General features: G+C 70.7%; 21 protein-coding genes and 1 tRNA gene. 2 read left to right on the top strand and 20 right to left on the bottom strand.

The window, feature by feature from the left end; genetic code table 11:
• Positions 1-62: 62 nt before the first annotated feature.
• The 18 genes from atpB to ACIPSE_RS08070 form a co-directional block, all read right to left on the bottom strand.
• Entirely contained in the window at positions 63-833 is a 771-nt protein-coding gene (gene atpB, locus ACIPSE_RS08155; protein WP_401659760.1) for a F0F1 ATP synthase subunit A, read from the bottom strand.
• A 273-nt stretch (positions 834-1,106) separates the two neighbouring features.
• On the bottom strand, positions 1,107-1,544 hold the full coding sequence (locus tag ACIPSE_RS08150; protein WP_401658813.1) for a hypothetical protein: 438 nt from the start codon (positions 1,542-1,544) through the stop codon (positions 1,107-1,109).
• Positions 1,545-1,867: 323 nt separating this feature from the next.
• Positions 1,868-3,211 (bottom strand): MraY family glycosyltransferase, encoded by a 1,344-nt coding sequence (locus ACIPSE_RS08145; protein WP_401658810.1) that lies wholly within the window; start codon positions 3,209-3,211, stop codon positions 1,868-1,870.
• Positions 3,212-3,372: 161 nt separating this feature from the next.
• Positions 3,373-4,617, bottom strand: coding sequence for a serine hydroxymethyltransferase (gene glyA, locus ACIPSE_RS08140; protein ID WP_401658807.1), 1,245 nt, complete (start codon positions 4,615-4,617; stop codon positions 3,373-3,375).
• Positions 4,618-4,685: 68 nt separating this feature from the next.
• Positions 4,686-5,357, bottom strand: a complete 672-nt coding sequence (locus tag ACIPSE_RS08135; protein ID WP_401658804.1) for a protein-tyrosine-phosphatase — start codon at positions 5,355-5,357, stop codon at positions 4,686-4,688.
• Entirely contained in the window at positions 5,354-6,001 is a 648-nt protein-coding gene (locus ACIPSE_RS08130) for an L-threonylcarbamoyladenylate synthase (RefSeq protein ID WP_401658801.1), read from the bottom strand. The genes ACIPSE_RS08135 and ACIPSE_RS08130 overlap by 4 nt, the downstream gene beginning before the upstream one ends.
• 52 nt (positions 6,002-6,053) lie before the next feature.
• Positions 6,054-6,899 (bottom strand): peptide chain release factor N(5)-glutamine methyltransferase, encoded by an 846-nt coding sequence (prmC, locus tag ACIPSE_RS08125; protein WP_401658799.1) that lies wholly within the window; start codon positions 6,897-6,899, stop codon positions 6,054-6,056.
• Between the two features lie 40 nt (positions 6,900-6,939).
• Positions 6,940-8,016, bottom strand: coding sequence for a peptide chain release factor 1 (gene prfA / locus ACIPSE_RS08120; protein WP_401658796.1), 1,077 nt, complete (start codon positions 8,014-8,016; stop codon positions 6,940-6,942).
• A gap of 114 nt (positions 8,017-8,130) precedes the next feature.
• Positions 8,131-8,352: a 50S ribosomal protein L31 gene (gene rpmE, locus ACIPSE_RS08115; protein ID WP_059301453.1), complete on the bottom strand. Its 222-nt coding sequence runs from the start codon at positions 8,350-8,352 to the stop codon at positions 8,131-8,133.
• Positions 8,353-8,524: 172 nt separating this feature from the next.
• Entirely contained in the window at positions 8,525-9,661 is a 1,137-nt protein-coding gene (locus tag ACIPSE_RS08110) for an LCP family protein (protein ID WP_401658793.1), read from the bottom strand.
• A gap of 219 nt (positions 9,662-9,880) precedes the next feature.
• The gene (locus tag ACIPSE_RS08105; RefSeq protein WP_401658791.1) at positions 9,881-11,656 is read right to left on the bottom strand and encodes a trypsin-like serine protease; all 1,776 of its coding nucleotides are present in this window, start codon (positions 11,654-11,656) and stop codon (positions 9,881-9,883) included.
• Between the two features lie 150 nt (positions 11,657-11,806).
• On the bottom strand, positions 11,807-13,795 hold the full coding sequence (gene rho, locus ACIPSE_RS08100) for a transcription termination factor Rho (protein ID WP_401658788.1): 1,989 nt from the start codon (positions 13,793-13,795) through the stop codon (positions 11,807-11,809).
• A 407-nt stretch (positions 13,796-14,202) separates the two neighbouring features.
• Entirely contained in the window at positions 14,203-15,120 is a 918-nt protein-coding gene (gene thrB, locus ACIPSE_RS08095) for a homoserine kinase (protein WP_401658786.1), read from the bottom strand.
• A 281-nt stretch (positions 15,121-15,401) separates the two neighbouring features.
• Positions 15,402-16,460 carry a threonine synthase gene (gene thrC / locus ACIPSE_RS08090; RefSeq protein WP_401658783.1) on the bottom strand — a complete coding sequence of 353 codons (1,059 nt, stop codon included), beginning with the start codon at positions 16,458-16,460 and terminating at the stop codon, positions 15,402-15,404.
• Positions 16,461-16,466: 6 nt separating this feature from the next.
• A complete protein-coding gene (locus ACIPSE_RS08085) occupies positions 16,467-17,759 on the bottom strand; it encodes a homoserine dehydrogenase (protein ID WP_401658780.1) in 1,293 nt (430 codons plus the stop codon).
• A 151-nt stretch (positions 17,760-17,910) separates the two neighbouring features.
• Positions 17,911-19,311 carry a diaminopimelate decarboxylase gene (gene lysA / locus ACIPSE_RS08080; protein ID WP_401658777.1) on the bottom strand — a complete coding sequence of 467 codons (1,401 nt, stop codon included), beginning with the start codon at positions 19,309-19,311 and terminating at the stop codon, positions 17,911-17,913.
• A gap of 16 nt (positions 19,312-19,327) precedes the next feature.
• Positions 19,328-20,374, bottom strand: a complete 1,047-nt coding sequence (gene nrtL / locus ACIPSE_RS08075) for an ArgS-related anticodon-binding protein NrtL (RefSeq protein WP_401658775.1) — start codon at positions 20,372-20,374, stop codon at positions 19,328-19,330.
• A 99-nt stretch (positions 20,375-20,473) separates the two neighbouring features.
• Positions 20,474-20,992 carry a response regulator gene (locus ACIPSE_RS08070; protein WP_401659757.1) on the bottom strand — a complete coding sequence of 173 codons (519 nt, stop codon included), beginning with the start codon at positions 20,990-20,992 and terminating at the stop codon, positions 20,474-20,476.
• Between the two features lie 108 nt (positions 20,993-21,100).
• Here ACIPSE_RS08070 and ACIPSE_RS08065 point away from each other — a divergent pair.
• Positions 21,101-21,172: transfer RNA gene (locus ACIPSE_RS08065), tRNA-Arg, on the top strand.
• Positions 21,173-21,243: 71 nt separating this feature from the next.
• Here the strand turns inward: ACIPSE_RS08065 and ACIPSE_RS08060 are convergent.
• Positions 21,244-22,419: a hypothetical protein gene (locus tag ACIPSE_RS08060; RefSeq protein ID WP_401658772.1), complete on the bottom strand. Its 1,176-nt coding sequence runs from the start codon at positions 22,417-22,419 to the stop codon at positions 21,244-21,246.
• Between the two features lie 82 nt (positions 22,420-22,501).
• Positions 22,502-23,893: an MFS transporter gene (locus tag ACIPSE_RS08055; protein ID WP_401658769.1), complete on the bottom strand. Its 1,392-nt coding sequence runs from the start codon at positions 23,891-23,893 to the stop codon at positions 22,502-22,504.
• Positions 23,894-24,094: 201 nt separating this feature from the next.
• Here ACIPSE_RS08055 and ACIPSE_RS08050 point away from each other — a divergent pair, with 201 nt between their 5' ends.
• On the top strand, positions 24,095-25,039 hold the full coding sequence (locus tag ACIPSE_RS08050) for a helix-turn-helix transcriptional regulator (RefSeq protein ID WP_401658766.1): 945 nt from the start codon (positions 24,095-24,097) through the stop codon (positions 25,037-25,039).
• The last annotated feature ends 169 nt before the right edge of the window (positions 25,040-25,208 follow it).

Genomic DNA, 25,208 nt, shown 5'->3' with positions numbered 1-25,208 from the left:
TTCTCTTTGCGGACCGGTGGGAGTTGGCCACCGGACGTTCAGGGGGTGGGGTGGGGCGGTACTCAGTGGTGCTCGGCGAGAGCGCCCTGAATGTACGAGCAGGCGAGGAGCACGAACACGTACGCCTGGACAGCCTGCACGAAGAGCTCGAAGAGGATCATGACCATCGTCATGACGAAGGAGACGCCGGCCGCCGGGATCATCGCGCCGTTCAGCAGGTACCAGGAGGCCACGGTGAACATGACCAGCATCAGGTGACCGGCGAACATGTTGGCGAAGAGCCGGACCGCGTGGGTGAAGGGGCGCACGATCAGGTTCGAGAAGAACTCGATGACCATGACCAGCGGCAGCACCGGGCCGAGCGACTTGTCGTAGCCGGTGACGTTCTTGAAGAAGCCGACGAAGCCGTGCTTCTTGAAGGTCAGCGCGACCCAGGTGACGTAGACGACGCCCGCGAGGACGATCGGGTACGCGATGATCGACGACACCGGGAACTGGGCCACCGGGATCACGGACCAGACGTTCATGATCCAGACGAAGAAGAACAGCGAGACCATGAGCGGGACGTACTTCTCGCCCTCGCGCTTGCCGAGGGTCTCGTAGACGATGCCGCGGCGGACGAAGTCGTAGCCGGCCTCGCCGATCATCTGGAGCTTGCCCGGAACGACCTTCGCCTTGCCGAACGCCGTCCAGAAGAACGTGACGACGATCAGGGTGGTGAGCAGCGCGAGCAGCATCACCTTGTTGAACTCGAACCCGCCGACCGTGGCGATCGGCTGGAAGAGGAACGAGTGCAGGCCAGGAGCCGGGAAGCCGCAGCCGTTGTCGGACAGGATGCGGCAATCCCACTCAAAGGCGAGCTGGGTCGGGTCAGCACTCACCGCGGGCTCCTTCGGCGTGACGCATGGGTACGGCAACCTCGTTGTGTCGGCGCGGCGCGCAGCCGCGAGTCGGCACCGGACTGGTGTTACGGATGTGGGGGCGGCTGGGGGGCTTCGAGCCTCGCGATCGAACAGGCGTCAGCTCGGATGCCCGCGCCCGCGATGCCGCAGTTGGCACCGGACGATAGCAGGAGTTCTTGCGTGCCTTTATCCCGCCCCTACCCCTCACGTCGAAGGTCCCGTCTTCTCGGGCTTCTCACTCTTCGCGGGCTCGGGGTCGACGTAGAAGATCTTGGCCTTCATGTGGGCGCGGGCCTGTGCCGCCATCCACACGACCGTCGAGACGACGAGCGAGACCGCGAAGGCCTTCGCGTTGAAGAGTGAGGTGTCCTTGAAGAGGGCCACGAAGATCAGGAGCAGCAGGAGCTGGGCGACATAGAGCATCAGCCCCATGGCCTGGAACAGCTGCGGGAGCGTTTTTGCCGTCCACTGGAGGACGTAGAGACCGATCCCCATGAAGAGGATCGCCAGCACCGTTCCGATGCCGGCTCCGAGGGCACCCTCGCCTCCCGCGACGATGCCGCTGACGACGACCGTGACCACGCCGACCGCGGCCGTGGGCACGGCGGTCTGCAACAGGTTCCGGGCGTCATTGGACGGCATGGCGGCAACTCCGCATTTCAAAGGAGGCAGGGGGTGTCGTCATGGACGAGCGTAGTCCCGGGCTGAGAGAGAACCTCACACCAATGGACCCTCGCACTGGGGTCCTTCGGCTCTATCCCGGGGTTCTCGTGAACCGTATCACAAACTATTTGATGAGGTCTTTACCTGGATGGTGTGCTCGGTGTCACACATGAGGGTGACGGTGCGCGTCTGTGCGGGCGACCGATCGCTATGTCTGGTATTGGGCACTTCGCACCCCCATCCCCGCCCCATATCAGTCCCACGACTTGGCAATGCTCTAGTCAGATTCTTACCTTGCCGCGTCAGCGCGACGATCCCGCTTTACGCCGGTCCAGGAAGCGCGAACGGGCACCGATGGCGGTCGCCCCGTTGACGCGGCCCGCCCCCGCCCCCACCGGAGTGCGCTCCTCCACGTCCGCCGCGGGCTCCTGGGCCGAGGCGTCCGGGACCGATGCCGCGGCCTCCAGGGCCGCCGCCCGGCGCCTGCGGTACCGGGGCGGCACGACCGCCTGGGCCCACATCGGCACCCGCGGGGTGAAGCGCGGCAGCAGCAGGAGGATCAGCCCGATCGCGCTCAGGAACACCACGCCCAGGACGATCCACATGGAGGCCGAGTTCACGGAGTAGGCGAGCGCCCCGAAGGCGATCAGCGCCGACCAGAAGTACATGATCAGCACCGCCCTGCTGTGGCTGTGGCCGATCTCCAGCAGCCGGTGGTGCAGATGCCCCCGGTCGGCCGCGAACGGCGACTGGCCGCGCCAGGTGCGCCGCACGATCGCCAGGATCAGGTCGGCGGCCGGGATCGCGATGATCGTGAGCGGCAGCAGCAGCGGGATGTACACCGGCACCGTCTGGTGCACGGCCGCCTTCTCCGAACCCGCGAACAGCTTCAGGGCGTCCGGGTCGACCTGCCCCGTGATGGAGATCGCACCCGCCGCGAGCACCAGGCCGATCAGCATCGACCCGGAGTCGCCCATGAAGATGCGCGCCGGGTGGATGTTGTGCGGCAGGAAGCCCAGGCACATGCCCATCAGGATCGCCGAGAACAGCGTCGCCGGGGCGGCGGCCTCGATGCCGTACGACACCCAGACGCGGTAGGCGTAGAGGAAGAACGCCGCCGAGGCGATGCAGACCATGCCGGCCGCGAGGCCGTCGAGACCGTCGACGAAGTTCACCGCGTTGATGGTGATGACGACCAGCGCCACCGTCAGCAGGGTGCCCTGCCACTGGGTCAGCGCGACGTTGCCGACCGTCGGGATGGGCAGCCACAGGATCGTCAGACCCTGCATGACCATCACGCCGGCCGCGATCATCTGGCCGCCCAGCTTGATCAGGGCGTCGATCTCGAACTTGTCGTCCAGGACGCCGATCAGCCAGATCAGCGCGGCCCCCGAGAGCAGCGCCCGCGGTTCGTTGGACTTCTCGAAGACCTCGTTGAGGTTGGTCAGGTGGTCCGCGACCAGCAGCCCCGCGCACAGGCCGAAGAACATGGCGATACCGCCGAGCCGCGGAGTCGGTTCCCGGTGCACGTCACGGGCCCTGATCTCCGGCATCGCCCCGGCCACGATCGCGAACTTCCGTACCGGCCCTGTCAGCAGATACGTCACCGCGGCCGTGATGCAGAGCGTCAGCAGGTATTCACGCACAGGCTTCCCCACAGGTCTCGCTGGCCATCTCAGCCCCACACCCTAGCGAGGGACGCATATGGATGGGGACTTCCGGGTAGCGACGATGGTTGCATGTGTGGCTGTGCGACCGGTCGGCGACCGGCTGTACGGCGGGGTCCACGCCCTGCGGTTACCCCCGCTCAGCCCGGATACGGGGGAAATCTCCCGGCGAGCTCCCGTACCTCTTCACGCGCCTTCTGGGGGTCGGTCTCGCCGCGCAGCACCCCCGCGAGAAGGGCGCCGACGTACGCCATCTCCTCCTCGCCCATGCCCTGGCTGGTCAGCGCGGCCGTGCCCAGGCGCAGGCCGCGGCCGTCCCCGTGCGGCAGCGCGCAGCAGTCCAGGACCGCCCCGGCGGCGGCGAGCCGGCCCCGCGCGGTGCGTCCGTCCACGCCGAGCGGGGCGGGATCGGCCACGATCAGGTGGGTGTCGGTACCGCCGGTGACGACCGTCAGCCCTTCGGCGGCCAGCCCCGCGGCGAGCACCTTCGCATTGGCGACCACCTGATGGGCGTACGCCGTGAACGCCGGTGTCGCCGCCTCGCCGAACGCGACCGCCTTCGCGGCGATGGTGTGCATCTGCGCGCCGCCCTGGGTGAAGGGGAACACGGCCCGGTCGACCCGCTCCGCCAGCTCCGCGCCGCACAGGATCATGCCGCCCCGTGGCCCGCGCAACACCTTGTGCGTGGTCGCGCAGACGACGTCGGCGTACGGCACCGGGTTGGGCGCCGCTCCCCCGGCCACCAGGCCGATCGGGTGGGCGGCGTCGGCGATGAGATAGGCGCCGACCTCGTCGGCGACCTCGCGGAAGAGGGCGTGGTCGAGGTGGCGCGGATAGGCGATGGAGCCGCACACGATGGCCTTGGGGCGGTGCGTGCGGGCCAGGTCGCGCAGCTGGTCGTAGTCGACGAGCCCGGTCTCCGCGTCGACCCCGTAGGCGACGAAGTCGAACCAGCGGCCCGAGAAGTTCGAGGGCGACCCGTGGGTGAGGTGGCCGCCGTGCGGCAGCCCGAGGGCCAGGACGGTGTCCCCGGGGCGCAGGAGGGCGGCGTACGCGGCCAGGACGGCCGACGAGCCGGAGTGGGACTGCACGTTGGCGTGCTCGGCGCCGAAGAGGGCTTTGGCGCGGTCCACGGCGATGCGTTCCGCGACGTCGACGATCTCGCAGCCGCCGTGGTGGCGGGCGCCGGGGTACCCCTCGGCGTACTTGTTCGCCAGCGGCGACCCGAGGGCGGCCAGCACCGCGGGCGAGGTGAAGTTCTCGGCGGCGACGAGCTGCAGGGACGTCGACTGCCGGGCCAGCTCACCGAGCAGGATCTCGGCCAGCTCGGGGTCCTGCCGCCGCAGCACGTCGGCGGCGGTCTCGGGGGCATGCGTGACCGACATGATGAGCTCCGGGCCTCGACGGTGACGTACGACCAATGTAGGCCCGCACCCCCCGACCTGCGCGCCCGTTACGCCCTCGCGGGCACCCCCGTGAGAGCCGTCACCACCGGATCGATCGCCTGCTGTATCTCGTCGCCGATGGAGCGGAAGAAGGGCAGCGGGGCGCCATAGGGGTCGTAGACCTCGTCGGCGTCCGGGGTGGGGGCCAGGAGCCAGCCTCTGAGGGCCGCTGCCGCGCGGACGAGGGCGCGGGCGCGGATGACCAGGCCCTCTTCCAGGGGCGGGAGCGTGGTCGGGTCGATCGCGCGGACCAGGCGGGTGAACTCCTTCAGGGTGAAGGTGCGCAGGCCCGCCGAGTGGCCCATGGAGATGACCTGGGCGCGGTGGTCACGGGTGGCCGTCAGGACCAGGTCGGCCATGATGACGTGCTCGTCGAGGAGCTCACGGCCCGTGAAGCCGGTCGGGTCCGCGCCGAAGTCGGCGAGGACGGCCTCCGCGTTGGCCTCCATGGGCGCGCCCTCGTGGCCCCAGGTGCCCGCGCTCTCCACGACGAGACCGCCCCACAGCGGGTCGCCCAGCCGGTCCGCCAGGGCATGCCGGGTCAGCCGCTCGGTGATCGGCGAGCGGCACACGTTGCCGGTGCTGACGTGGAGGATGCGGAAGGTGTCACGCGGGAGACCCGTGAAGGTCCGCGTCTCTTCCCCGTCCCATATGCCACGCCCCGCGTCAGGGGCCGTCAATTCGCCACCTCGAGGTCGGGTACGACCTTCCTCAGTTCCTCCGCCGAGATCGCGCCGGCGCGCAGCAGCAGCGGCACCTCACGGGTCACGTCGACGATCGAGGACGGGACGATGCCGGGGGTCGGGCCGCCGTCGAGGTACACGGAGACGGAGTCGCCGAGCATGCCCTGGGCCGCGTCGCAGTCCTCCGGCGCGGGGTGGCCCGTCAGGTTGGCCGACGACACCGCCATGGGGCCGACCTCGGTGAGGAGCTCGATGGCGACGGGGTGCAGCGGCATCCGGATGGCGACCGTGCCCCGGGTGTCGCCCAGGTCCCACTGGAGGGACGGCTGGTGCTTGGCGACGAGCGTGAGGGCGCCCGGCCAGAACGCGTCGACCAGCTCCCAGGCCAGCTCGGAGAAGTCCGTGACGAGACCGTGGAGGGTGTTCGGGGAGCCGATGAGGACGGGGGTGGGCATGTTGCGGCCCCGGCCCTTGGCCTCCAGCAGGTCGTGGACGGCCTCCGAGGAGAACGCGTCGGCGCCGATCCCGTACACGGTGTCGGTCGGGAGGACGACCAGCTCGCCCCGGCGGACGGCGGACGCGGCTTCGCGCAGACCCGTCGTACGGTCCGTCGCGTCGTTGGTGTCGTATCGCCGTGCCATGTCTAGCGGGCCTCCTCGTACACGTACTGCTGATTCGAAGTCTGGGTGGTGGTCACGGCAGTGCCTTGCGGGCCGTCGCGAACCGGGGGCGGTTGTTGAGGTCGGGGTGGTCGGCCGCGTCGGCCCAGCCCCGTTCCTCGGTGAAGATCCACGGCACCTGGCCGCCCTGGGTGTCGGCGTGCTCGATGACGACGACCCCGCCGGGGCGGAGCAGGCGGTGGGCGGTGCGTTCGATGCCCCGGATGAGGTCGAGGCCGTCCTCGCCGGAGAACAGGGCGAGTTCGGGGTCGTAGTCCCGCGCCTCGGGGGCGACGTACTCCCACTCGGTCAGCGGGATGTACGGCGGGTTGGAGATGACCAGGTCGACATGGCCGTCGAGCTCGGGGAACGCGTCGAGGGCGTTGCCCTGGCGCAGGTCGACGCGGGAGCCCTCGACGTTCTTGCGGGTCCAGACCAGGGCGTCCTCGGACAGCTCCACGGCGTGCACGGTGGAGCGCGGGACCTCCTGGGCGAGGGCGAGCGCGATGGCGCCGGAGCCGGTGCACAGGTCGACGATGCAGGGCTCGACGACGTCCATCGCGCGCACGGCGTCTATCGCCCAGCCGACCACGGACTCGGTCTCCGGCCGGGGCACGAAGACACCGGGGCCGACCTGGAGTTCCAGGTAGCGGAAGAAGGCCCGCCCGGTGATGTGCTGGAGCGGCTCGCGCTGCTCACGGCGGGCGATGACCTCCCAGTACCGGGCGTCGAAGTCGGCGTCCTTCACGGAGTGCAGCGCGCCCCGCTTCACACCGTGCACGAACGCGGCGAGTTCCTCCGCGTCGTTGCGCGGCGAGGGCACGCCGGCGTCGGCCAGCCGCTGGGTGGCCTGGGCCACCTCTGCGAGCAGCAGGTTCACGCAAGTCCTCCGGAGTTGAGTAACGCGTCCGTGCCGGGTGTTACGCGGCGGCCAGCTTCGCCGCCGAGTCCGCGTCGACACAGGCCTGGATCACCGCGTCCAGGTCGCCGTCGAGGACCTGGTCGAGGTTGTACGACTTGAAGCCGACGCGGTGGTCCGAGATGCGGTTCTCCGGGAAGTTGTACGTACGGATCTTCTCGGAGCGGTCGACGGTGCGGACCTGGCTGCGGCGGGCGTCCGCGGCCTCCTTCTCCGCCTCCTCCTGCGCCGCCGCGAGCAGCCTGGAGCGCAGGATACGCATCGCCTGCTCCTTGTTCTGCAGCTGGCTCTTCTCGTTCTGGCAGGAGGCGACGACTCCGGTGGGAATGTGCGTGATGCGCACCGCGGAGTCGGTGGTGTTGACGGACTGCCCGCCGGGGCCCGAGGACCGGTAGACGTCGATGCGGAGGTCGTTGGGGTTGATCTCCACGTCGATCTCCTCGGCCTCCGGGGTGACCAGCACACCGGCCGCGGAGGTGTGGATGCGGCCCTGCGACTCGGTCGCCGGGACGCGCTGCACGCGGTGCACGCCGCCCTCGTACTTCAGCCGCGCCCACACGCCCTGGCCGGGCTCGGTGGCGCCCTGGCCGCCCTTGGTCTTCACGGCGACCTGGACGTCCTTGTAGCCGCCCAGCTCGGACTCGGTGGAGTCGATGATCTCGGTCTTCCAGCCGACCCGCTCGGCGTAGCGGAGGTACATGCGCAGGAGGTCGCCGGCGAACAGGGCCGACTCGTCGCCGCCCGCACCCGCCTTGATCTCCAGGATGACGTCCTTGTCGTCGCTGGGGTCGCGCGGGACCAGCAGCAGACGCAGCTTCTCGGTCGCCTGCTCGCGCTGCTCGCCGAGCACCTTGACCTCGGCGGCGAAGTCCGGGTCGTCGGCGGCGAACTCGCGCGCGGTCTCGATGTCGTCCCCGAGCTGCTTCCAGGAGCGGTACGTGGCGACGATCGGGGTGAGCTCGGCGTAGCGCTTGTTCAGCTTGCGCGCGTTGGCCTGGTCGGCGAAGACCGAGGGATCGGCGAGCTTCGTCTCCAGGTCGGCGTGCTCAGTGACCAGTTCCTCGACGGCCTCGAACATCTTGGGTGCTCCTGTATGCGGGCGGGGTACGGCTGTGAAGTGGGCGGCGACCAAAAACGCCGGTCCCGGCACGCCCGGGCGGGGCGCTGCCGTGGACCGGCGAAATGGGGCTCGCTACTTCTTGGAGCCGGCGGCCTTGCCGAAGCGGGCCTCGAAGCGGGCCACACGGCCACCGGTGTCGAGGATCTTCTGCTTGCCCGTGTAGAACGGGTGGCACTCGGAGCAGACCTCGGCACGGATGGTGCCGGACTGGATGGTGCTACGAGTCGTGAACGACGCGCCACAGGTGCAGCTGACCTGCGTCTCGACGTACTCGGGGTGGATGTCGCGCTTCAAGGTGTCTCCTAGTTTCGGGAGGGCACCGGGTCGCCAACCGCGGGATGCGGGAGCGTGAACCGGGGCCGACGTACCAGTCTGCCAGCACTGGCCGCATCCCCCAAAACGGGGGTGAGGTCCCCGGTATTCCCGGGGCCCCGCGCGAGGCCTCCCCGAGGGCCTCCCCGAGGGCCTACGACGAGGTGACGACGCCCTTGGCCTGGCCGGTGGCGGTGCCCTCGGTGGCGGCCTTCGGGATCGCCCGGTCGTTCTCCAGGGCCTTCCAGACCAGGTCGGCCTTGGTCTTGTCGACGAGGACACGGTTGGCGTCCGCGCTGTCGTACTGGACGGGCATGGTGACCATGGTCATGTTCTTGGAGCTGATGCCCTTGAGGCCGTTGACGAAGGACAGGAGCTTCTTGGCCGTGCCGAGGCCGGTGTCGGTGGTGACGGCGTTGGTGGCGGTGTCGGCGAGGTCGTAGAGCTTGGCCGGGCTGGTGAACAGGCCGATGTCCTTGACCTGGTTGACCAGGGCCTTGATGAACGCCTGCTGGAGCTGGATGCGGCCGAGGTCGGAGCCGTCGCCCACGCCGTGCCGGGTGCGGACCAGGCCGAGGGCCTGCTTGCCGGTGAGGGTGTGGGTGCCGGCCTTGAGGTCCAGATGGCTGTCGGAGTCGCTGATGTCCTCGGTCGTGGTGACCTCGACGCCGCCGAGCTCGTCGATGAGCTTCTCGAAGCCGGAGAAGTCGACTTCGAGGTAGTGGTCCATGCGGATGCCGGTGAGCGACTCGACGGTCTTCACGGCGCAGGCGGCGCCGCCCGTGGAGTAGGCGGAGTTGAACATCACGCTGCTCGCGGCGTCGTGGACGGTGCCGTCGGCGTCGGTGCACTCGGGGCGCTCGACGAGGGTGTCGCGGGGTATGGAGACCACGCTGGCCTTCTTGTGGCCCTCGTAGACGTGCACGATCATCGCGGTGTCCGAGCGGGCGCTGCCGTCGTCGGTGCCGCCGCCGGCCTTCTTGTTGCTGCCGGAGCGGGAGTCCGAGCCGAGGACGAGGATGTTCTCGGAGCCGTTGTCGACCTTGGTGGGCCGGTCGGTGCCCAGGGCCTGGTCGATGTCGACGCTCTTGATGTTGCCGTTGAGCTTGAAGTACAGGTAGCCGGCCCCGGTGCCGCCCAGCACGACGATGCCCGCGGCGGTCCAGGCCATGATCTTCATGCCCCTGCGGTCGCCCCGGTTCCTGCGGCGTCGGCCCTTGGCGCGGTGGCGCGGGCCCTCGGTGCCGGTCTCCCCCGGTATGCCGGGTTCCGGCGTGCTCTCGGCGGACATGTGCTCCTCGTTCTCGTGACGGTCGGCTACCCCCTGCTTTCAGGGTCAGACATGGTCGCGGGAGGCCGGCTCCCACGACTCGGACCACACCATGGTCGCTCCGTCGGGTCAGACGGGGAAACCGGGGAAAGGGTTGCACAACGCACTGTGCCCACCCCGTGGAGGAGTGGGCACAGTGCGTCACCGCTTCACCGGGCCGTACCCGGTTCACCTGCGATGTCAGCCGAGAATGTCGTACTGCTTGAAATCGGTGGCAACCTTGATTCTTGTGGCGAAGATCTCGCTCGTGGCCTTTCCGGTGCCCTTGTACAGATACAGCGTGCCGCCGGGCGTCCGGGCCAGGAAGTCGGCCTTGCCGTCACCGGTGATGTCACCGACGGCGTCGAAGGCGTTGTACGACGAGTTGCTCCAGGTGCGCACCTTCACGCGGGCGGAGAACGGGCTGGAGGCCGAGCCGGTGCCCTTGTAGAGATAGACGGCGCCGGTGCTCTTGTTGCGGGCGATCAGGTCGGCCTTGCCGTCACCGTTGAAGTCGCCCTTGCCGCGCACCAGGTTGTAGGAGTTCCAGCCGGTGCCCGTACCGATCTGCTTGCGCGCCGAGAAGGTGCCGTCGCCCTTGCCCGGGTAGAGCCAGGCCTTGCCGGCGGAGTCCACGGACACGATGTCGGGGATGTAGTCGCCGGTGAGGTCACCGGGGGTGACGATCCGGGTGCGGGTCTTCCAGTTGTCGAAGATCTTCTTCCTGGACCAGGAGTCCGTGGACCACACGTAGCGGTCCCAGTAGACGGCCCCGGTGGAGCTGTTGCGGTACACGAGGTCCTGGACGCTGTCCCGGTTGAGGTCGGTCTGGAGGACCAGGTTGTAGGAACCCCAGTAGCCGAGGCTGCGCCGGGCACCGAAGGAGGTCCCCTTGGAGTCCTTCTCGAAGGCCTCCTTCGTGCTCGACTTGCGCACGAAGATGTCGGCCTTGGCGTCGGTGTAGCTCAGGCTCGCGTCGTCGACCTGCGCGTAGGCGGCACCGAGGTAGGTGCTGACCTTCGAGAAGACGCTGTAGGAGCCCTCCGCGACACAGTCGACGACACCCCAGGACACGACGCCGACGATCCGGCCGCCGACGACGAGGGGGCCGCCCGAGTCGCCGTTGCAGGACGCGGTCGTGCCGTCGTCGCTGCCGCTCGCGGCGGTGCCCGCGCACACCATGTGGCCCTTGACGAAGTCCGCGCCGTAGTAGTTCGCGCAGGTGGTGTCCGACTGGATCGGCAGCGTCGCCGTCTTCAGCACGTCGGAGACGTCGTCGGTGGTGGAGCTGGTACGGCCCCAGCCGTAGAGCTTCGCGCTGGTGCCGGCCTTGTACGACGTGGTGTCCGTCGACGTCGTCATCCGGATCGGGGTGGCCGTGACCGGCGCCGACAGGGTGATGACCGCGATGTCGTTGTCGATGGTCCGCGAGCTGTACGAGGGGTGGCTCCACTGCCGCAGCGCGCCGGTGACCGTGCCGTCGGTGTTGCCCGAGGCGTCGGGCATGTTCGTGGTGCCGGTGACGATCGCGCCGTAGTTGGCCCAGTCGTAGCCCTTCACGCAGTGCGCGGCGGTGAGGATCTTCGTCCGGGAGACGACGGTGCCACCGCAGAAGAAGCCGGTGTCGGTGGTGTCGTCGTAGTACCAGAGCTGCGCCATCCACGGGGCCGAGGTGATGGTCGTGGTGGAGCCGCCGATGATCTTCGCGTCGACCGTGCCGCTGCTGGTGCTGGAGCTCTGGGCCGACTTGGACACCGTCTCCCCGGCGGTGTCGTCACTGGCCAGGGCGCCCGCGACGCGCTCGGTGAGCTCGGCGGTCGAGACCGTCGACACGGCGGGCTTCGCCGGCTCGGGAGCGGCGGTGGCGGCGCCCGCGGACGTGGTCAGCAGGGCGGCGGTGACGGCGGCGGCCACACCGGCCGCGGCGACGGGCAGGGCGATCCGTATCCGGCGTCTGTGCCGACCCGCTCCTGACATGGCTGTACCCACTCAAGTCCCCCCTCGGGATCGGAAGTTCCACGGTCGAAGAAGTGACCGAAGAGCGCGATCGTACAACGTGGCACGGACAACGAAGAGGGCCACCCTTGTCACAAGGGTGGCCCTCTGTTGAGCGGTGGGAGACCGGGATCAGTCGCCGTTGCCGGGGGTCGGCGTCGTCTTCTGGATCTGCATCAGGAACTCGATGTTCGACTTCGTCTGCTTCATCTTGTCGAGGAGCAGTTCGATCGCCTGCTGCTGGTCGAGCGCGTGCAGCACCCGGCGGAGCTTCCAGGTGACCGCGAGCTCCTCGTTGCCGAGCAGGATCTCTTCCTTACGGGTACCGGACGCGTCCACGTCCACCGCCGGGAAGATGCGCTTGTCGGCGAGCTTGCGGTCGAGCTTGAGCTCCATGTTGCCGGTGCCCTTGAACTCCTCGAAGATCACCTCGTCCATGCGGGACCCGGTGTCCACCAGCGCGGTGGCGAGGATGGTCAGCGAACCGCCGTCCTCGATGTTGCGGGCCGCGCCGAAGAAGCGCTTCGGGGGGTACAGGGCGGTCGAGTCGACACCACCGGACAGGATGCGGCCGGAGGCCGGCGCCGCCAGGTTGTAGGCACGGCCCAGACGCGTGATCGAGTCGAGCAGCACGACCACGTCGTGGCCCAGCTCCACCAGACGCTTGGCGCGCTCGATGGCGAGCTCGGCGACCGTGGTGTGGTCCTCGGCGGGGCGGTCGAAGGTCGAGGAGATGACCTCGCCCTTCACCGACCGCTGCATGTCGGTGACCTCTTCCGGACGCTCGTCGACCAGGACGACCATCAGGTGGCACTCGGGGTTGTTGTGCGTGATCGCGTTGGCGATCGCCTGCATGATCATGGTCTTGCCGGTCTTCGGCGGGGCCACGATCAGACCGCGCTGGCCCTTACCGATCGGCGACACGAGGTCGATGATGCGGGTGGTGAGCACGCCCGGGTCCGTCTCCAGACGGAGGCGGTCCTGCGGGTACAGCGGCGTCAGCTTGTTGAACTCCGGGCGGCCACGGCCGTGTTCGGGCGCCATGCCGTTGACGGAGTCGAGGCGGACCAACGCGTTGAACTTCTCGCGGCGCTCGCCCTCCTTGGGCTGACGGACCGCGCCGGTGACGTGGTCGCCCTTGCGCAGACCGTTCTTGCGGACCTGGGCCAGCGACACGTACACGTCGTTCGGGCCCGGCAGGTAGCCGGAGGTCCGGATGAACGCGTAGTTGTCGAGGATGTCGAGGATGCCCGCGACGGGGATCAGCACGTCGTCGTCGGAGACCTGCGGCTCGCTGGTGCCGCCGATCTCGTCACGGCCACGACGGCCCCGGCGGTCCCGGTAGCGGCCGCGGCGGCCACGGCGGCCGTCGAACTCGTCGTCGTCCTGGGGACCGGTGTTGCGGTCCTGACGGCCGCCGCCCTGCTGCTGGTTCTGCTGCTGGCGCTGGCCGCCCTGGCCCTGCTGGTCGTCGCCCTTGCCACGGCGGTCGCGGTCACGGCCACCGCGGTCACGGTCCTGGCGGTCGCCGCGGTCACGGCGGTCGCGACGGCCCTGACGGCCCTCGGCGTCACCGGCGTCGCCCTGCGACGGGGACTGCTGGGCGGGCGTCTCGGCCTTCGGCTCGCTCTTCGCCTCGGCGGTCACCGTCTCGGGGCTGCCCGCCTCGGCGGTGGCGCGACGACGACGGCGCTCGGTGGGCGCCTCGTCGGAGGCCGGCTGGCCGGGGATCTCGATCTGCTGCTGCGCCGTGGCCTTCTCGGCCGGGGCCTTGGCCTCGGCGGCCTCCGCCTTCTTCTCGGCGGCGTCGCCGGTGCGGGCCTTGGAGGTCGCGCGGCGCTTCGGCTTGGTCTCGGTGGCCGCCTCCGCCTTGGGAGCCGCGGAACCACCCCCGCCCTGCGCCTCCTTGATGACCTCGATCAGTTGGCTCTTGCGCATCCGCGCGGTGCCCCTGATACCGAGGCCCGAGGCGACCTGCTGCAGCTCGGCCAGCACCATGCCCTCAAGGCCGGTGCCGCGGCGCCGCCGGGAGCCGGCACCGCTGGGCGCGGAGGCGTCCGTGGCGGGCGCGGCAGCGGTCTCCTCGACACGTGCGCCCATCAGATCGGTGGTGTCGCTCACGAAGGGTCCTTCCCTGGAGCGGACGTCGGCCTGTCTGGCTCGGCGACCGGTTGTGCTGTCCGGCTTTGGCCCTGTCCTTGTGGACCATGCCGGGGCGGTGGTCCGCCACAGCGGCGGAGGAATATCTGGTGATGGCGCTTCCCAGAGCTGCGACACCGACGGTCTGTGTCACTGGGCTCGGTCGCACCGGCTCCGGAGCGTGCCCGGCAAGTCGCTCAGCGCCCGCGTACGAGGTACAGCCCGCGTACGTCGTACGAAACACAGTGCGGCTTGGGAGGCTCCCGGAAGAATGTCTGTCCCGGACGGGGACACGAAGCACCTCGCCATGGTGGGGTCGGGTGCAGACTTGAGGTTAACACTACCGGATCCAACAAACATTCCCCCTCTCGAAATCCGGCAACCGTGTCTCAGGGCGCAAGCGGCAGCACGCTCGCTCCCTGCGCGTCGAGGTCCAGGCGGTTGGCCGCCCAGCCCTGACCTGCGAGATGAGCCACCTTGTCGGCGCTGCCCTCGTCGGCGAGCGCGAGAACGGTGGGTCCCGCTCCGGAAATCACGGCCGGAATTCCGTCCGCCCTCAAGCGTTCGACGAGCGCGGCGCTCTCCGGCATCGCCGGAGCCCGGTATTCCTGGTGCAGCCGGTCCTCGGTCGCGGGCAGCAGCAGCTCGGGGCTCCGGGTGAGGGCCTCGACGAGCAGTGCGGCGCGGCCCGCGTTGGCGGCGGCGTCGACGTGCGGCACGGTGCGCGGGAGCAGTCCGCGCGCGGTCTCGGTGAGGACCGGCTTCCCGGGCACGAAGACCACCGGAACGATGGAATCGTCGGGGTCCAGCCTGATCGCGCGCGCCGCTCCCGCCTCCATCCACGCGATGGTGAACCCGCCGAGCAGACACGGCGCGACGTTGTCGGGGTGGCCCTCGATCTCGGTCGCGAGCTCCAGCAGCGCGGCGTCGTCGAGCTTGGACTCGCCGCCTATGGTCACCGCGCGCGCGGCGACGATGCCGGCGCAGATCGCGGCGGAGGAGGAGCCGAGGCCGCGGCCGTGCGGGATGCGGTTGGCGCACACGATCTCCAGACCGCGCGGCTGACCGCCGAGCAGGTCGAAGGCGGTGCGCAGGGAACGGACGAGAAGGTGCTGCTCGTCGCGCGGGAGGGTCTCGCTGCCCTCGCCGGCGATGTCGATGTGCAGCCCTGAGTCGGCCACCCGGACGACGACGTCGTCGTAGAGCCCCAGCGACAGGCCGAGGCTGTCGAAGCCCGGGCCGAGGTTGGCGCTGGTGGCGGGGACGCGCACCCGGACGGCGGCGGCGCGGAACGCTGGACCGGCCATCGCTCGATGACTCTCCTTGAGCTGCGGAATGACGTATGGAGCTGCGTGACTGGGGTGTGGAGCTGTGTGAGGGTCGAAGACGTTCGATACGTACCTGGGGACCCCGTGGGGCCGCGCGAGGACGAGGCTCCCGGACATGCGCTCGGGCATATGCGGGGGGCGTGTTCGGTACAGCCTATCGAAGGAAGGTTCTGTGGCGACATAGGGCGCACAGGAGGCGCACGATGCGTGTCGTAAGCCCCCTGTGCACCCCCTGGTGGAAGGCGCCGGGTGAACCGCCGTTACGCGAGGCCGAGGCGCTCGGCCGCCGTCGCCGCGTCGACCGGGACCGTGACCGGCTGGGGGGCGCCCGCGACGGCCCAGTCGGGGTCCTTGAGGCCGTTGCCGGTGACCGTGCAGACGATGCGCTGGCCCGGGTCGACCTTGCCCTGCTCGGCGGCCTTCAGCAGACCGGCCACCGACGCGGCGGACGCGGGCTCCACGAAGACACCCTCCTGCGCGGCCAACAGCCGGTAGGCGCGCAGGATCTCACGGTCCGTCACCTCGTCGATGAAGCCGCCGGACTCCTCCTTCGCGGCCAGCGCGTACTGCCAGGAGGCCGGGTTGCCGATACGGATCGCGGTGGCGATCGTCGAGGGGTCCTTGACGACCTCGCCGCGCACGATCGGGGCGCTGCCGGAGGCCTGGAAGCCCCACATCCGGGGGGTCTTCGCGGCGATGCCGTCCGCGGCGTACTCCGTGTACCCCTTCCAGTACGCGGTGATGTTGCCCGCGTTGCCGACCGGGAGGACGTGGATGTCGGGGGCGTCACCGAGCATGTCCACGATCTCGAACGCGGCCGTCTTCTGGCCCTCGATCCGGACCGGGTTGACCGAATTGACCAGCGCCACCGGGTAGTTCTCGCTCAGCGAGCGGGCGAGGGTGAGGCAGTCGTCGAAGTTGCCGTCGACCTGGAGGATCTTCGCGCCGTGCACGAGGGCCTGGCCCATCTTGCCGAGCGCGATCTTGCCCTGCGGGACGAGCACCGCGGAGACCATGCCGGCGCGCACGGCGTACGCGGCGGCGCTCGCCGAGGTGTTGCCGGTGGAGGCGCAGATGACGGCCTGCGCGCCCTCCTCCTTGGCCCGCGTGATCGCCATGGTCATGCCCCGGTCCTTGAAGGAACCGGTCGGGTTGGCCCCCTCGACCTTCAGGTGGACCTCACAGCCCGTGCGCTCGGAGAGCACCTGCGCGGGCACGAGGGGCGTGCCGCCCTCGCGGAGCGTCACGACCGGGGTGGTGTCGGATACCGGCAGCCTGTCCCGGTACTCCTCGATGATTCCGCGCCACTGGTGGGTCATTGCTGGTTACTCTCCTTCAACCCGCATGATGCTGGCGACACCACGCACGGTGTCGAGCTTGCGCAGCGCCTCGACGGTCCCGGACAGGGAGGCGTCGGAGGCCCGGTGGGTGACGACGACGAGGGACGCCTCGCCGTCCTTGCCCGTCTGGCGCACCGTATCGATGGAAACCCCGTGCTCGGCGAACACGGTCGCGACCTGGGCGAGAACGCCCGGTTTGTCGGCGACATCGAGACTGATGTGGTACCGCGTGACGACCTCGCCCATGCCCGAGACGGGCAGGGCGGCGTACGCGGACTCGCCGGGACCGGTCGCACCGTTGAGCCGGTTCCGGCAGACGGCGACGAGGTCGCCGAGCACGGCCGAGGCGGTGGGGGCACCACCGGCGCCGGGGCCGTAGAACATGAGCTGGCCGGCGGCGTCCGACTCCACGAACACCGCGTTGTACGCGCCGCGCACCGAGGCCAGCGGATGGGTCAGCGGGATCATCGCGGGATGCACGCGCGCGGTGACGGAGCCGCCGTCCCCGGCCCGCTCGCAGATGGCGAGCAGCTTGATGGTGCAGCCCATGTTCTTGGCGGAGGCGAAGTCGGAGGCGGTGACCTCGGTCATGCCCTCGCGGTAGACGTCGTCCAGGCGCACGCGCGAGTGGAAGGCGATGCCGGCGAGGATCGCGGCCTTGGCGGCGGCGTCGAAGCCCTCGACGTCGGCGGTCGGGTCGGCCTCCGCGTATCCGAGGGCGGTGGCCTCGTCGAGGGCCTCCTGGTAGCCGGCGCCGGTCGAGTCCATCTTGTCGAGGATGAAGTTCGTGGTGCCGTTGACGATGCCGAGCACCCGGTTGACCTTGTCGCCGGCGAGGGACTCGCGCAGCGGGCGGATCAGCGGGATGGCGCCCGCGACGGCGGCCTCGTAGTAGAGGTCCCTGCCGTGTTCGTCGGCCGCCGCGTGCAGGGCGGCGCCGTCCTGGGCGAGGAGGGCCTTGTTGGCGGAGACGACCGAGGCGCCGTGCTCGAAGGCGGCGGTGATGAGCGTGCGGGCCGGCTCGATGCCGCCGATGACCTCGACGACGACGTCGATGTCGCCGCGCTTGACGAGGGCGGTGGCGTCGGTGGTGACCAGGCTCGGGTCGATGCCCTCGCGCACCTTGGAGGGCCGTCGCACGGCGACGCCGGCCAGCTCGACCGGGGCACCGATCCGCTGTGCGAGGTCGTCGGCGTGCGTCGTCATGATGCGCGCCACCTCTGAGCCGACGACCCCACAGCCCAGCAGCGCCACCTTCAGCGGACGCGTACGCATCATCCGACCTCGTTTCCTCATACCGTCTACGGTGGGACCAGTCTCACTCACCGGACGGGGGTTTCTGCCCCTCGTCCGGATCGTGAGACATGTATTTCATTTTCTCAGGGCCGGATGACAGGAGATCTTCCGGCCCTTCTCGCTGCGGTGGATCTCAGCCGACGTCGAGACGCAGGAGGTCCTCCTCCGTCTCCCGCCGGACGACGACCCGCGACGCGCCGTCCTTGACGGCGACGACCGGCGGGCGCGGCACATGGTTGTAGTTGCTGGCCATGGACCGGCAGTAGGCGCCCGTCGCCGGTACGGCGATCAGGTCGCCCGGCGCGATGTCCGCAGGCAGGAACGCGTCCTTGACGACGATGTCCCCGCTCTCGCAGTGCTTGCCGACCACGCGGGCGAGCATGGGGGCCGCCTCCGAGGCCCGTGACACGAGCGCGACGCTGTACTCGGCGTCGTACAGCGCGGTGCGGATGTTGTCCGACATGCCGCCGTCGACGGAGACGTAGGTGCGGAGGTTGTCGAGGGGCTTGATGGTGCCGACCTCGTAGAGCGTGAAGGCGGTGGGGCCGACGATGGCGCGGCCCGGCTCGACGGAGATCCGCGGGGTGCGCAGCTTCGCCGCCTCGCACTCCCTGGTGACGATCTCGGTGAGCGCCTTGGCGATCTCGTGCGGCTCGCGGGGGTCGTCGTCGGAGGTGTAGGCGATGCCGAGGCCGCCGCCGAGGTCGATCTCGGGCAGCTCGACGCCGTGCTCGTCGCGGATGTCCTTCAGCAGTCCGACGACCCGGTGGGCGGCGACCTCGAAGCCGGACATGTCGAAGATCTGCGACCCGATGTGGGAGTGGATGCCGATGACGTCGAGGGAGTCGAGCTGGAGGGCCCGCCGTACGGCCTCCGCGGCCTGTCCCCCGGCCAGCGGGATGCCGAACTTCTGGTCCTCGTGGGCGGTGGCGATGAACTCGTGCGTGTGCGCCTCGACGCCGACGGTGATCCGGATCTGGACGCGCTGGCGCCTGCCGAGCTCGGCCGCGATGTGCGCGACGCGGACGATCTCCTGGAAGGAGTCGAGAACGATGCGTCCGACGCCCGCCTCGATGGCACGGCGGATCTCGTGCGTGGACTTGTTGTTGCCGTGGAAGGCGATGCGCTCGGCGGGCATGCCGGCGGACAGCGCGGTGGCGAGCTCGCCCCCGGAGCAGACGTCGAGGTTGAGCCCTTCCTCGTGCAGCCAGCGCACGACGGCGCGGGAGAGGAACGCCTTGCCCGCGTAGAACACGTCGGCGTCCTGGCCGAACGCGGTGCGCCAGCCGCGCGCGCGGGAGCGGAAGTCGGCCTCGTCGAGGATGTACGCGGGCGTGCCGTGCTCCTCGGCGAGTGTCTTGACGTCGACACCGCCGACGGTGACCACACCGTCGCTGTTCCGCTCGACCGTGTGGGCCCAGACCTTGGGGTCGAGGGTGTTGAGGTCGGCGGGCGGGGCTGTGTTCGCTGCGGAGCGCCCCTCGGGGAGGACGTCGGCGTGGCGGGGCCCGGCGGGGTGCGCGGAACGGCTCATCTTCTTGGCAGGCTCTCTAGAGGTGTCGGGGTGCGTCGATGCCGAGCAGGGACAGGCCGCCGGCCAGCACCGCCCCGGCGGCTTCGGCGAGCGCGAGCCGGGCACGGTGGGCGGCCGAGGGTTTCTCCGTACCGAGCGGCAGGACGGCGGGCAGCGTCGGCAGGACGGCGTCGGCGACGGCGACGAGATGCCGGGCAAGGCTGTCCGGGGTGCGGTGCGCCGCCGCGCGGGCGAGGACGCGGGGGTGGTCGGCGAGCAGGGCGCACAGCGGATCGCGTACGTCCCCCGGCTCGGCGGTGAAGCCCAGATCGGCGGCGTTACGGCTGACGGCCCGGGTGCGGGCGTGGGCGTAACGGACCCGGAAGAGGGGGTTGCCCTCACGCTGGACGAGATGCGTGTCGTCGATGCGGGGCCGGTCGTGGGCGGCGGGGTGCAGCAGGGCCCAGCGGGCGGCGTCCCGGCCGAGCGGGACGGGGTCGGCGGGCGCGGGGACGGGGCGGACGACGGCGTCGAGGGGCGCGGGGTCCTCCGGCGTGCCGTGGACGTCGACGCATGCGCCGAGGACGCCGGTCCAGGCGGGCTCGGGCGCGGCGGCGCACGACGTACGGACCAGGGCGCCCTGGGACCGCAGGATGCGGGCGGCGGCGTCCATCACGGCGACGGCGCGGACCTCGTGCGCGGCGTGCAGCCGCACGGCCTCCCCGGCGAGGGCGTCGGCGTGGCCGTACCGCTCCCCGCGGCGCAGGATCTCGGCGACGAGCGCGGTGGGCGCGGTGTCCGTGAGGGTGAGGTTGAGGAAGCCGGGCCCGGTGACGACGACGTCGGCGACACCGTCCATGTCCCGCAGGTACGGCTGGAGGATCGCGGCGACGCGCAGGGGCGGCTGTCCGGCGGGGCGGGCGAGGCGCAGGGCGACGTTGGTGGCGTAGTCCCCCCGCCCGCCGGGCCCCGGAGGCGCGACGACGACGTCCCGGTCCCCGGGCACGGGAACGCTGAGCTCCCCGTCGTCGACAGCACGACGCACCGCGCGCAGCACGGTACGGGAGAGCTCGACGGGGGTCACGGGACAAGCGTAGGGGAGGAGGGGGGTGGGTAGGCGAGCCGGTTTGGCCGAGGTCCCGGGATGTGGACGCACTGCCGTACCCGGCATGATCACCGCGCCTCAGTTCGCGGCGCCCCGCCCGACCTTCTCCGCCTCACCGGCGCCGATCACCCGGTCGAGCACGTCCCCGTCGCTCCCGGGGGTGCCGCTCCCCCGCCGCTGCTCCACCAACTGGCGGACGATTCGCACCAGTTCGGCGGGCTCGAAGGGCTTGGCGAGGAAGGCGTCGACCCCGACGTCGAGCCCGGTGTCGACCTCGTACTGGGTGCAGGCGCTGACGATCGCGACGGGCAGATCACGGGTACGGGGGTCGGAGCGCAGCCGGGCCGCGGTCCGCAGACCGTCCAGCCGGGGCATGACCACGTCGAGGGTGACCACATCGGGGCGCACCTGATGGACGACTTCCAGACACTCGGCACCGTCGGCCGCGGTCACGACCTCGAGACCCTCCAGCTCGAGATTGACCCTGATCAACTGCCGGATGACCTTGTTGTCGTCCACAACAAGCACTCGGCCCGACGCGCCTGGCACAACTCGAGAGTAGGTCCGGACCGGCCACCGCGTCCGGCTTTTCCCCACTTCCACCCGCGACGACGCCCCAGCCCTCCGCGAAATACCTGTTCATGACGACCCCACCGATGCTGGTAGGGTTCTACCCGTCGCCGCACACGTTGCGGCACACACCCCGCCCGCGTAGCTCAGGGGATAGAGCAACGGTCTCCGGAACCGTGTGCGCAGGTTCGAATCCTGCCGTGGGCACCTTGGACGGAAAAGAGAGCGGGACCCGGTTCTGATCGGGTCCCGCTCTCTTTTGCGTGGGGTCAGTGGGGTCAGAGGAGTCTGGCCGGGGCCGTGGTGCGGAGGGTCAGGGGGGTGCCGGTGCGGTCGGTGGTGAGCAGGGTCAGTTCGGCGGAGTCGTGCGGGGCGCCGAGCAGGATCGTCTCGTGCAGGCGGGTGTCGGCGGGGAGTTCCGTCGTGGCGGGCGGTTCCAGGTGGGTCGGGGTGCAGAAGCAGGTGAACAGCGGGGTGCGGGCCTCGGTGTCGTCGGCCGCGTAGATCCAGGTGCGTCCGTGGTGGTCCGTGCGGTCCAGGACCCGGAGGGCCGGGACCGGGGTGTCGCGAAGGTGGCGGGCGCGGCGGCGGGCGAGGGCGGCCGTCGTGAGGAGGGAGACGCCGGGGAGCGCGGTCACCAGGATCAGGAGCTGCCGGTCGAAGGCGTCGTACGGTTCGGCGGTGAGGCGTCGCCAGGGGCCGTCTTCCAGGACGGTCACCGTGGAGCCGATGTCGTAGTCCTCGGGGAAGAACGCGTCGACGGTGAGGGTGCGTTCGTCGTCGGTGCCGACCCGTATCGACTCCTCGGCGCGGCTCAGCACCTTCGCCGTCACGGGTACCGCGCGGGCCGCGTGGCGCTCGTCCGCGTCGATGCCCCGCAGGCCCGTCGCGAGGGCGGTGGCGGCCACGGCGCACAGGAGCAGCCCGGTGACGAGCGGGACCAGGCCGCGGGTGAAGGGGCCGAGGGGGCCGGGGTTCTTGTGCCGGACGCCGGACGCGCGCTCGGCGAGTTCCCGCTGACGTGCGCGGGCCGCCAGCCGCTCGCGGGCCTGGAGGAAGCCGAGGGCCAGGGCCGCGAGGACGGTGACGTTCGCGGCCCACGACATCCCCTCGGCGTACGGGAGTTCACCCCACACCACGATCGCCGCCAGCGCGGGCGCCGCGAGCAGTGCGAGTTCCGGGAGCCGGGCGAGCCAGTACAACAGGCCGACGGCCAGGGCCATCTGGATGAGGCCGACCCAGTCGGCGGTACAGGGGGCGGCGTCGCTGCACCGGGGTTCCGAGGACAACGCGACGGCCCAGACGACGGTGGACAGCAGCGCGAGCACGGACCACGCGGGGCGGGCCCAGGGCGCCGGTCCGGCCTGCGTCCAGCGGGCGGCGTCGGCGGAGGACCAGGCGGGGGTGCCCGCCGGAACGGATGCGGGCGGTATCGGGACGGGAGTCGGTGACACTCCGGGATTGTCCCCCGGGCCGTCACCCCCTCCGCAGCCCGTCACACCCTTCGCGGCCGTCACCCGTCCCGCGTCGACCACCTCACCTCTCCGGCCGCAGGAACAGCGCGCTCATGGCCGTACCCAGCAGTGCCAGGGCCGCGTTGGCGGTGATCGCCGTTCTGATGCCGTCGAGGACGAGCGGGGCGCCGGTCGCGAGGGCGGCCATGACCGGGGTGCCCATCGTGATGCCGATCTGCTGGGTCATGGTGGCGAGGCCGGTGGCGAGGCCCTGTTCGTGGTCGGGGAGACCGGACGTGGCGGTGATCATGAAGGCGACGATGGCGAGCATGTTGCCGACACCGCCGACGAACGTGGCGGGGAGCAGCAGCCACAGCCAGGCGCGGTCGTCGCCCAGGCCCAGCAGCGCCACCGTCGCGGCGGTCTGGACGAGGCCGCCGGTGAGGAGGGTCGCCCTGGTGCCGACACGGCCGGCGATCCGCGGGGCCGCCGCGCCGCCGAGGACCGTGCCGAGGCCCAGCACCCCGAAGGTCAGACCGGCGGCCAGCGGGGAGAAGCCGAGGACGTCCTGGAGGTAGAGCGTCAGCAGGAAGACCAGGGACGTCTCCGTCAGGAACGCGGTCAGGCCCGCCACGTTGCCCCACGCCACCGTGCGCCGGGCGAGGACGGCCGGCGGCACCAGCGGGGTCGCCACCCGCCGCTCGACCGCGTGGAAGAGGAGCAGCAGCGCCCCTCCCGCGAGGAGCGGTACGAGAGCGGTGGCCGATCCCCAGCCGTGGTCGCCGGCCCGGGTGAGGCCGAACGTCAGGGAGAGGAGGGCCAGGGTGACCGTCACCGCGCCGGGGACGTCGAGGGCGGAGGGCCGGCCGGTCTCGCGGGACTCCCGGAGGATCGCGGGGGCGACGAGCAGGACCGCCAGGGCCACCGGGACGTTGACGAGGAACGCCCAGCGCCAGGAGAGGAGTTCGGTCAGGACGCCGCCGAGGATCGCGCCGGTCGTGAAGCCCGCCGACATCAGGGCGCCGTTGAGGCCCAGCGCCCTGCGCCGCAGCGGGCCCTCCGGGAAGGACGTCGTCAGCAGGGACAGGCCGGCCGGGGTCACCGCGGCGGTGGCCAGTCCCTGGAACACGCGGGCCGCGATCAGGACCTCCGGGGTCGAGGCCAGGCCGCCCGCCAGTGAGGCCGCCGCCAGGACGGCCAGTCCGCCGAGGAACAGCCGCCTGCGGCCGAAGAGGTCCGCGATCCGGCCGAACAGGAGGGTGAAGCCGGCCGCGCAGAGCGCGAACGCGGTCGCGATCCACTGGAGGCCGGACAGGGTGAGGCCGAGGCCCTCGCCGATGACCGGCAGGGCCACGTTCAGGATGGAGAAGTCCACGGCCAGCATGAACTGGGCCGCGAGCAGCACGACCAGGGTCAGCCGTGGCCGAGGGGGCGCCCCGGCGGTGGTGCGGGGCGTCGTTCCGGTGACGGGCATGCCGTCGCCTCCTTGTGTCCGGGTCGCACGGCCTGCCGGTCGCCCGGCCGTGATCGGGAACCACAGGCTCGTCCCGTCCCGCTCCCCCAGCCAGAACCTCCCTGAGGGTGGTCCTTCCACGACCACCCTCAGGGCTCCCCCACGCGATCGGCGGCGGACATCATGGAGGGGACAGCGGAGCCCTGACCCCGGAGGCAGTCGATGGTGGAACGTCCGTCCGAACTCGGCGGCTTCCTCAAGTCCCGTCGTGCCTCCGTGCGTCCGCAGGACGTCGGCATCACCCCGCATCCGTCGCGGCGGCGGGTGGCCGGGCTGCGCCGTGAGGAGCTGGCCATGCTCGCGGGGGTGAGCATCACGCACTACACCCGCCTCGAACAGGGACGGGCCACCGGCGTCTCGGACTCCGTGCTGGAGGCCCTCGCGCGCACGCTGCGCCTCACCGAGGACGAGACGGCCCACCTCAAGGACCTCGCCCGCCCCCGCACCCGGTCCGCGCCCCGGACGGCACCCGCCCCCGACTCGGTACGACAGCTCCTGGACGCCATGACCGACGTGCCCGCCCTCCTCCTGGACCGGTGCGGCGAGGTGCTCGCCTGGAACCCGCTGGGGCACGCGCTGCTCGGATCGCATCTGCCGTACGAGGTACCCGGCGGCCCGGGCGGCACCGGAAGCTCCGGCGGCACCGGCGGCATCGGGGGCACCGGGGGTGTCAATCTGCTCCGGATGCTGTTCCTCGACGAGCGGTACCGGGCGCTGTACGTGGACCGGGCCGAGGAGGCGCGGCTCGCCGTCGCCTCGCTGCGGATCGAGGCGGGTCGCCACCCCGAGGACCGCGGGCCGGCCGAGCTCGTCGGGCAGCTCGCGTTGCGCAGTGACGAGTTCGCGGCGCTCTGGGCGCGGCATCCCGTGCGGACCTGCACGTCGGGGGTGAAGGAACTGCTCCACCCCGCCGTCGGGCGGCTGACGCTCAGCTTCGAGAACCTGGTGCTCCCCGGCCCGCCCGGCGCTCCCGGGCGGCGGATGATCACCTACACCGCCGCGCCCGGTTCGCCCTCCGACGCGGCGCTGCGGCTGCTCGCCGGTGTGGCGCGGTCGTCGTGCGCGCCCGTGACGTTGCCCACAGATCATTCACAGGTGCGCAGGTAACCGATGTGCAGGTAAGGCCAGTTGACGGCCGTCACACCTTCCGTCCCGTTTGCGGACCTTAAGAATCCGGGCATGTTTTCCCTTCAACAGTCGCCTTCGCGGCTTTCGCCCGGTTCACTCAGGACGGTTCACCGCAAGGCAGTTCGGGAAACAGGAAGCGTGTACCGGC

Origin of the sequence: Streptomyces sp. NPDC090106, from assembly GCF_044747265.1 — a bacterium.
Taxonomy (GTDB): Bacteria; Actinomycetota; Actinomycetes; order Streptomycetales; family Streptomycetaceae; genus Streptomyces.
This window is presented reverse-complemented; position numbering and strand designations above follow the sequence as displayed.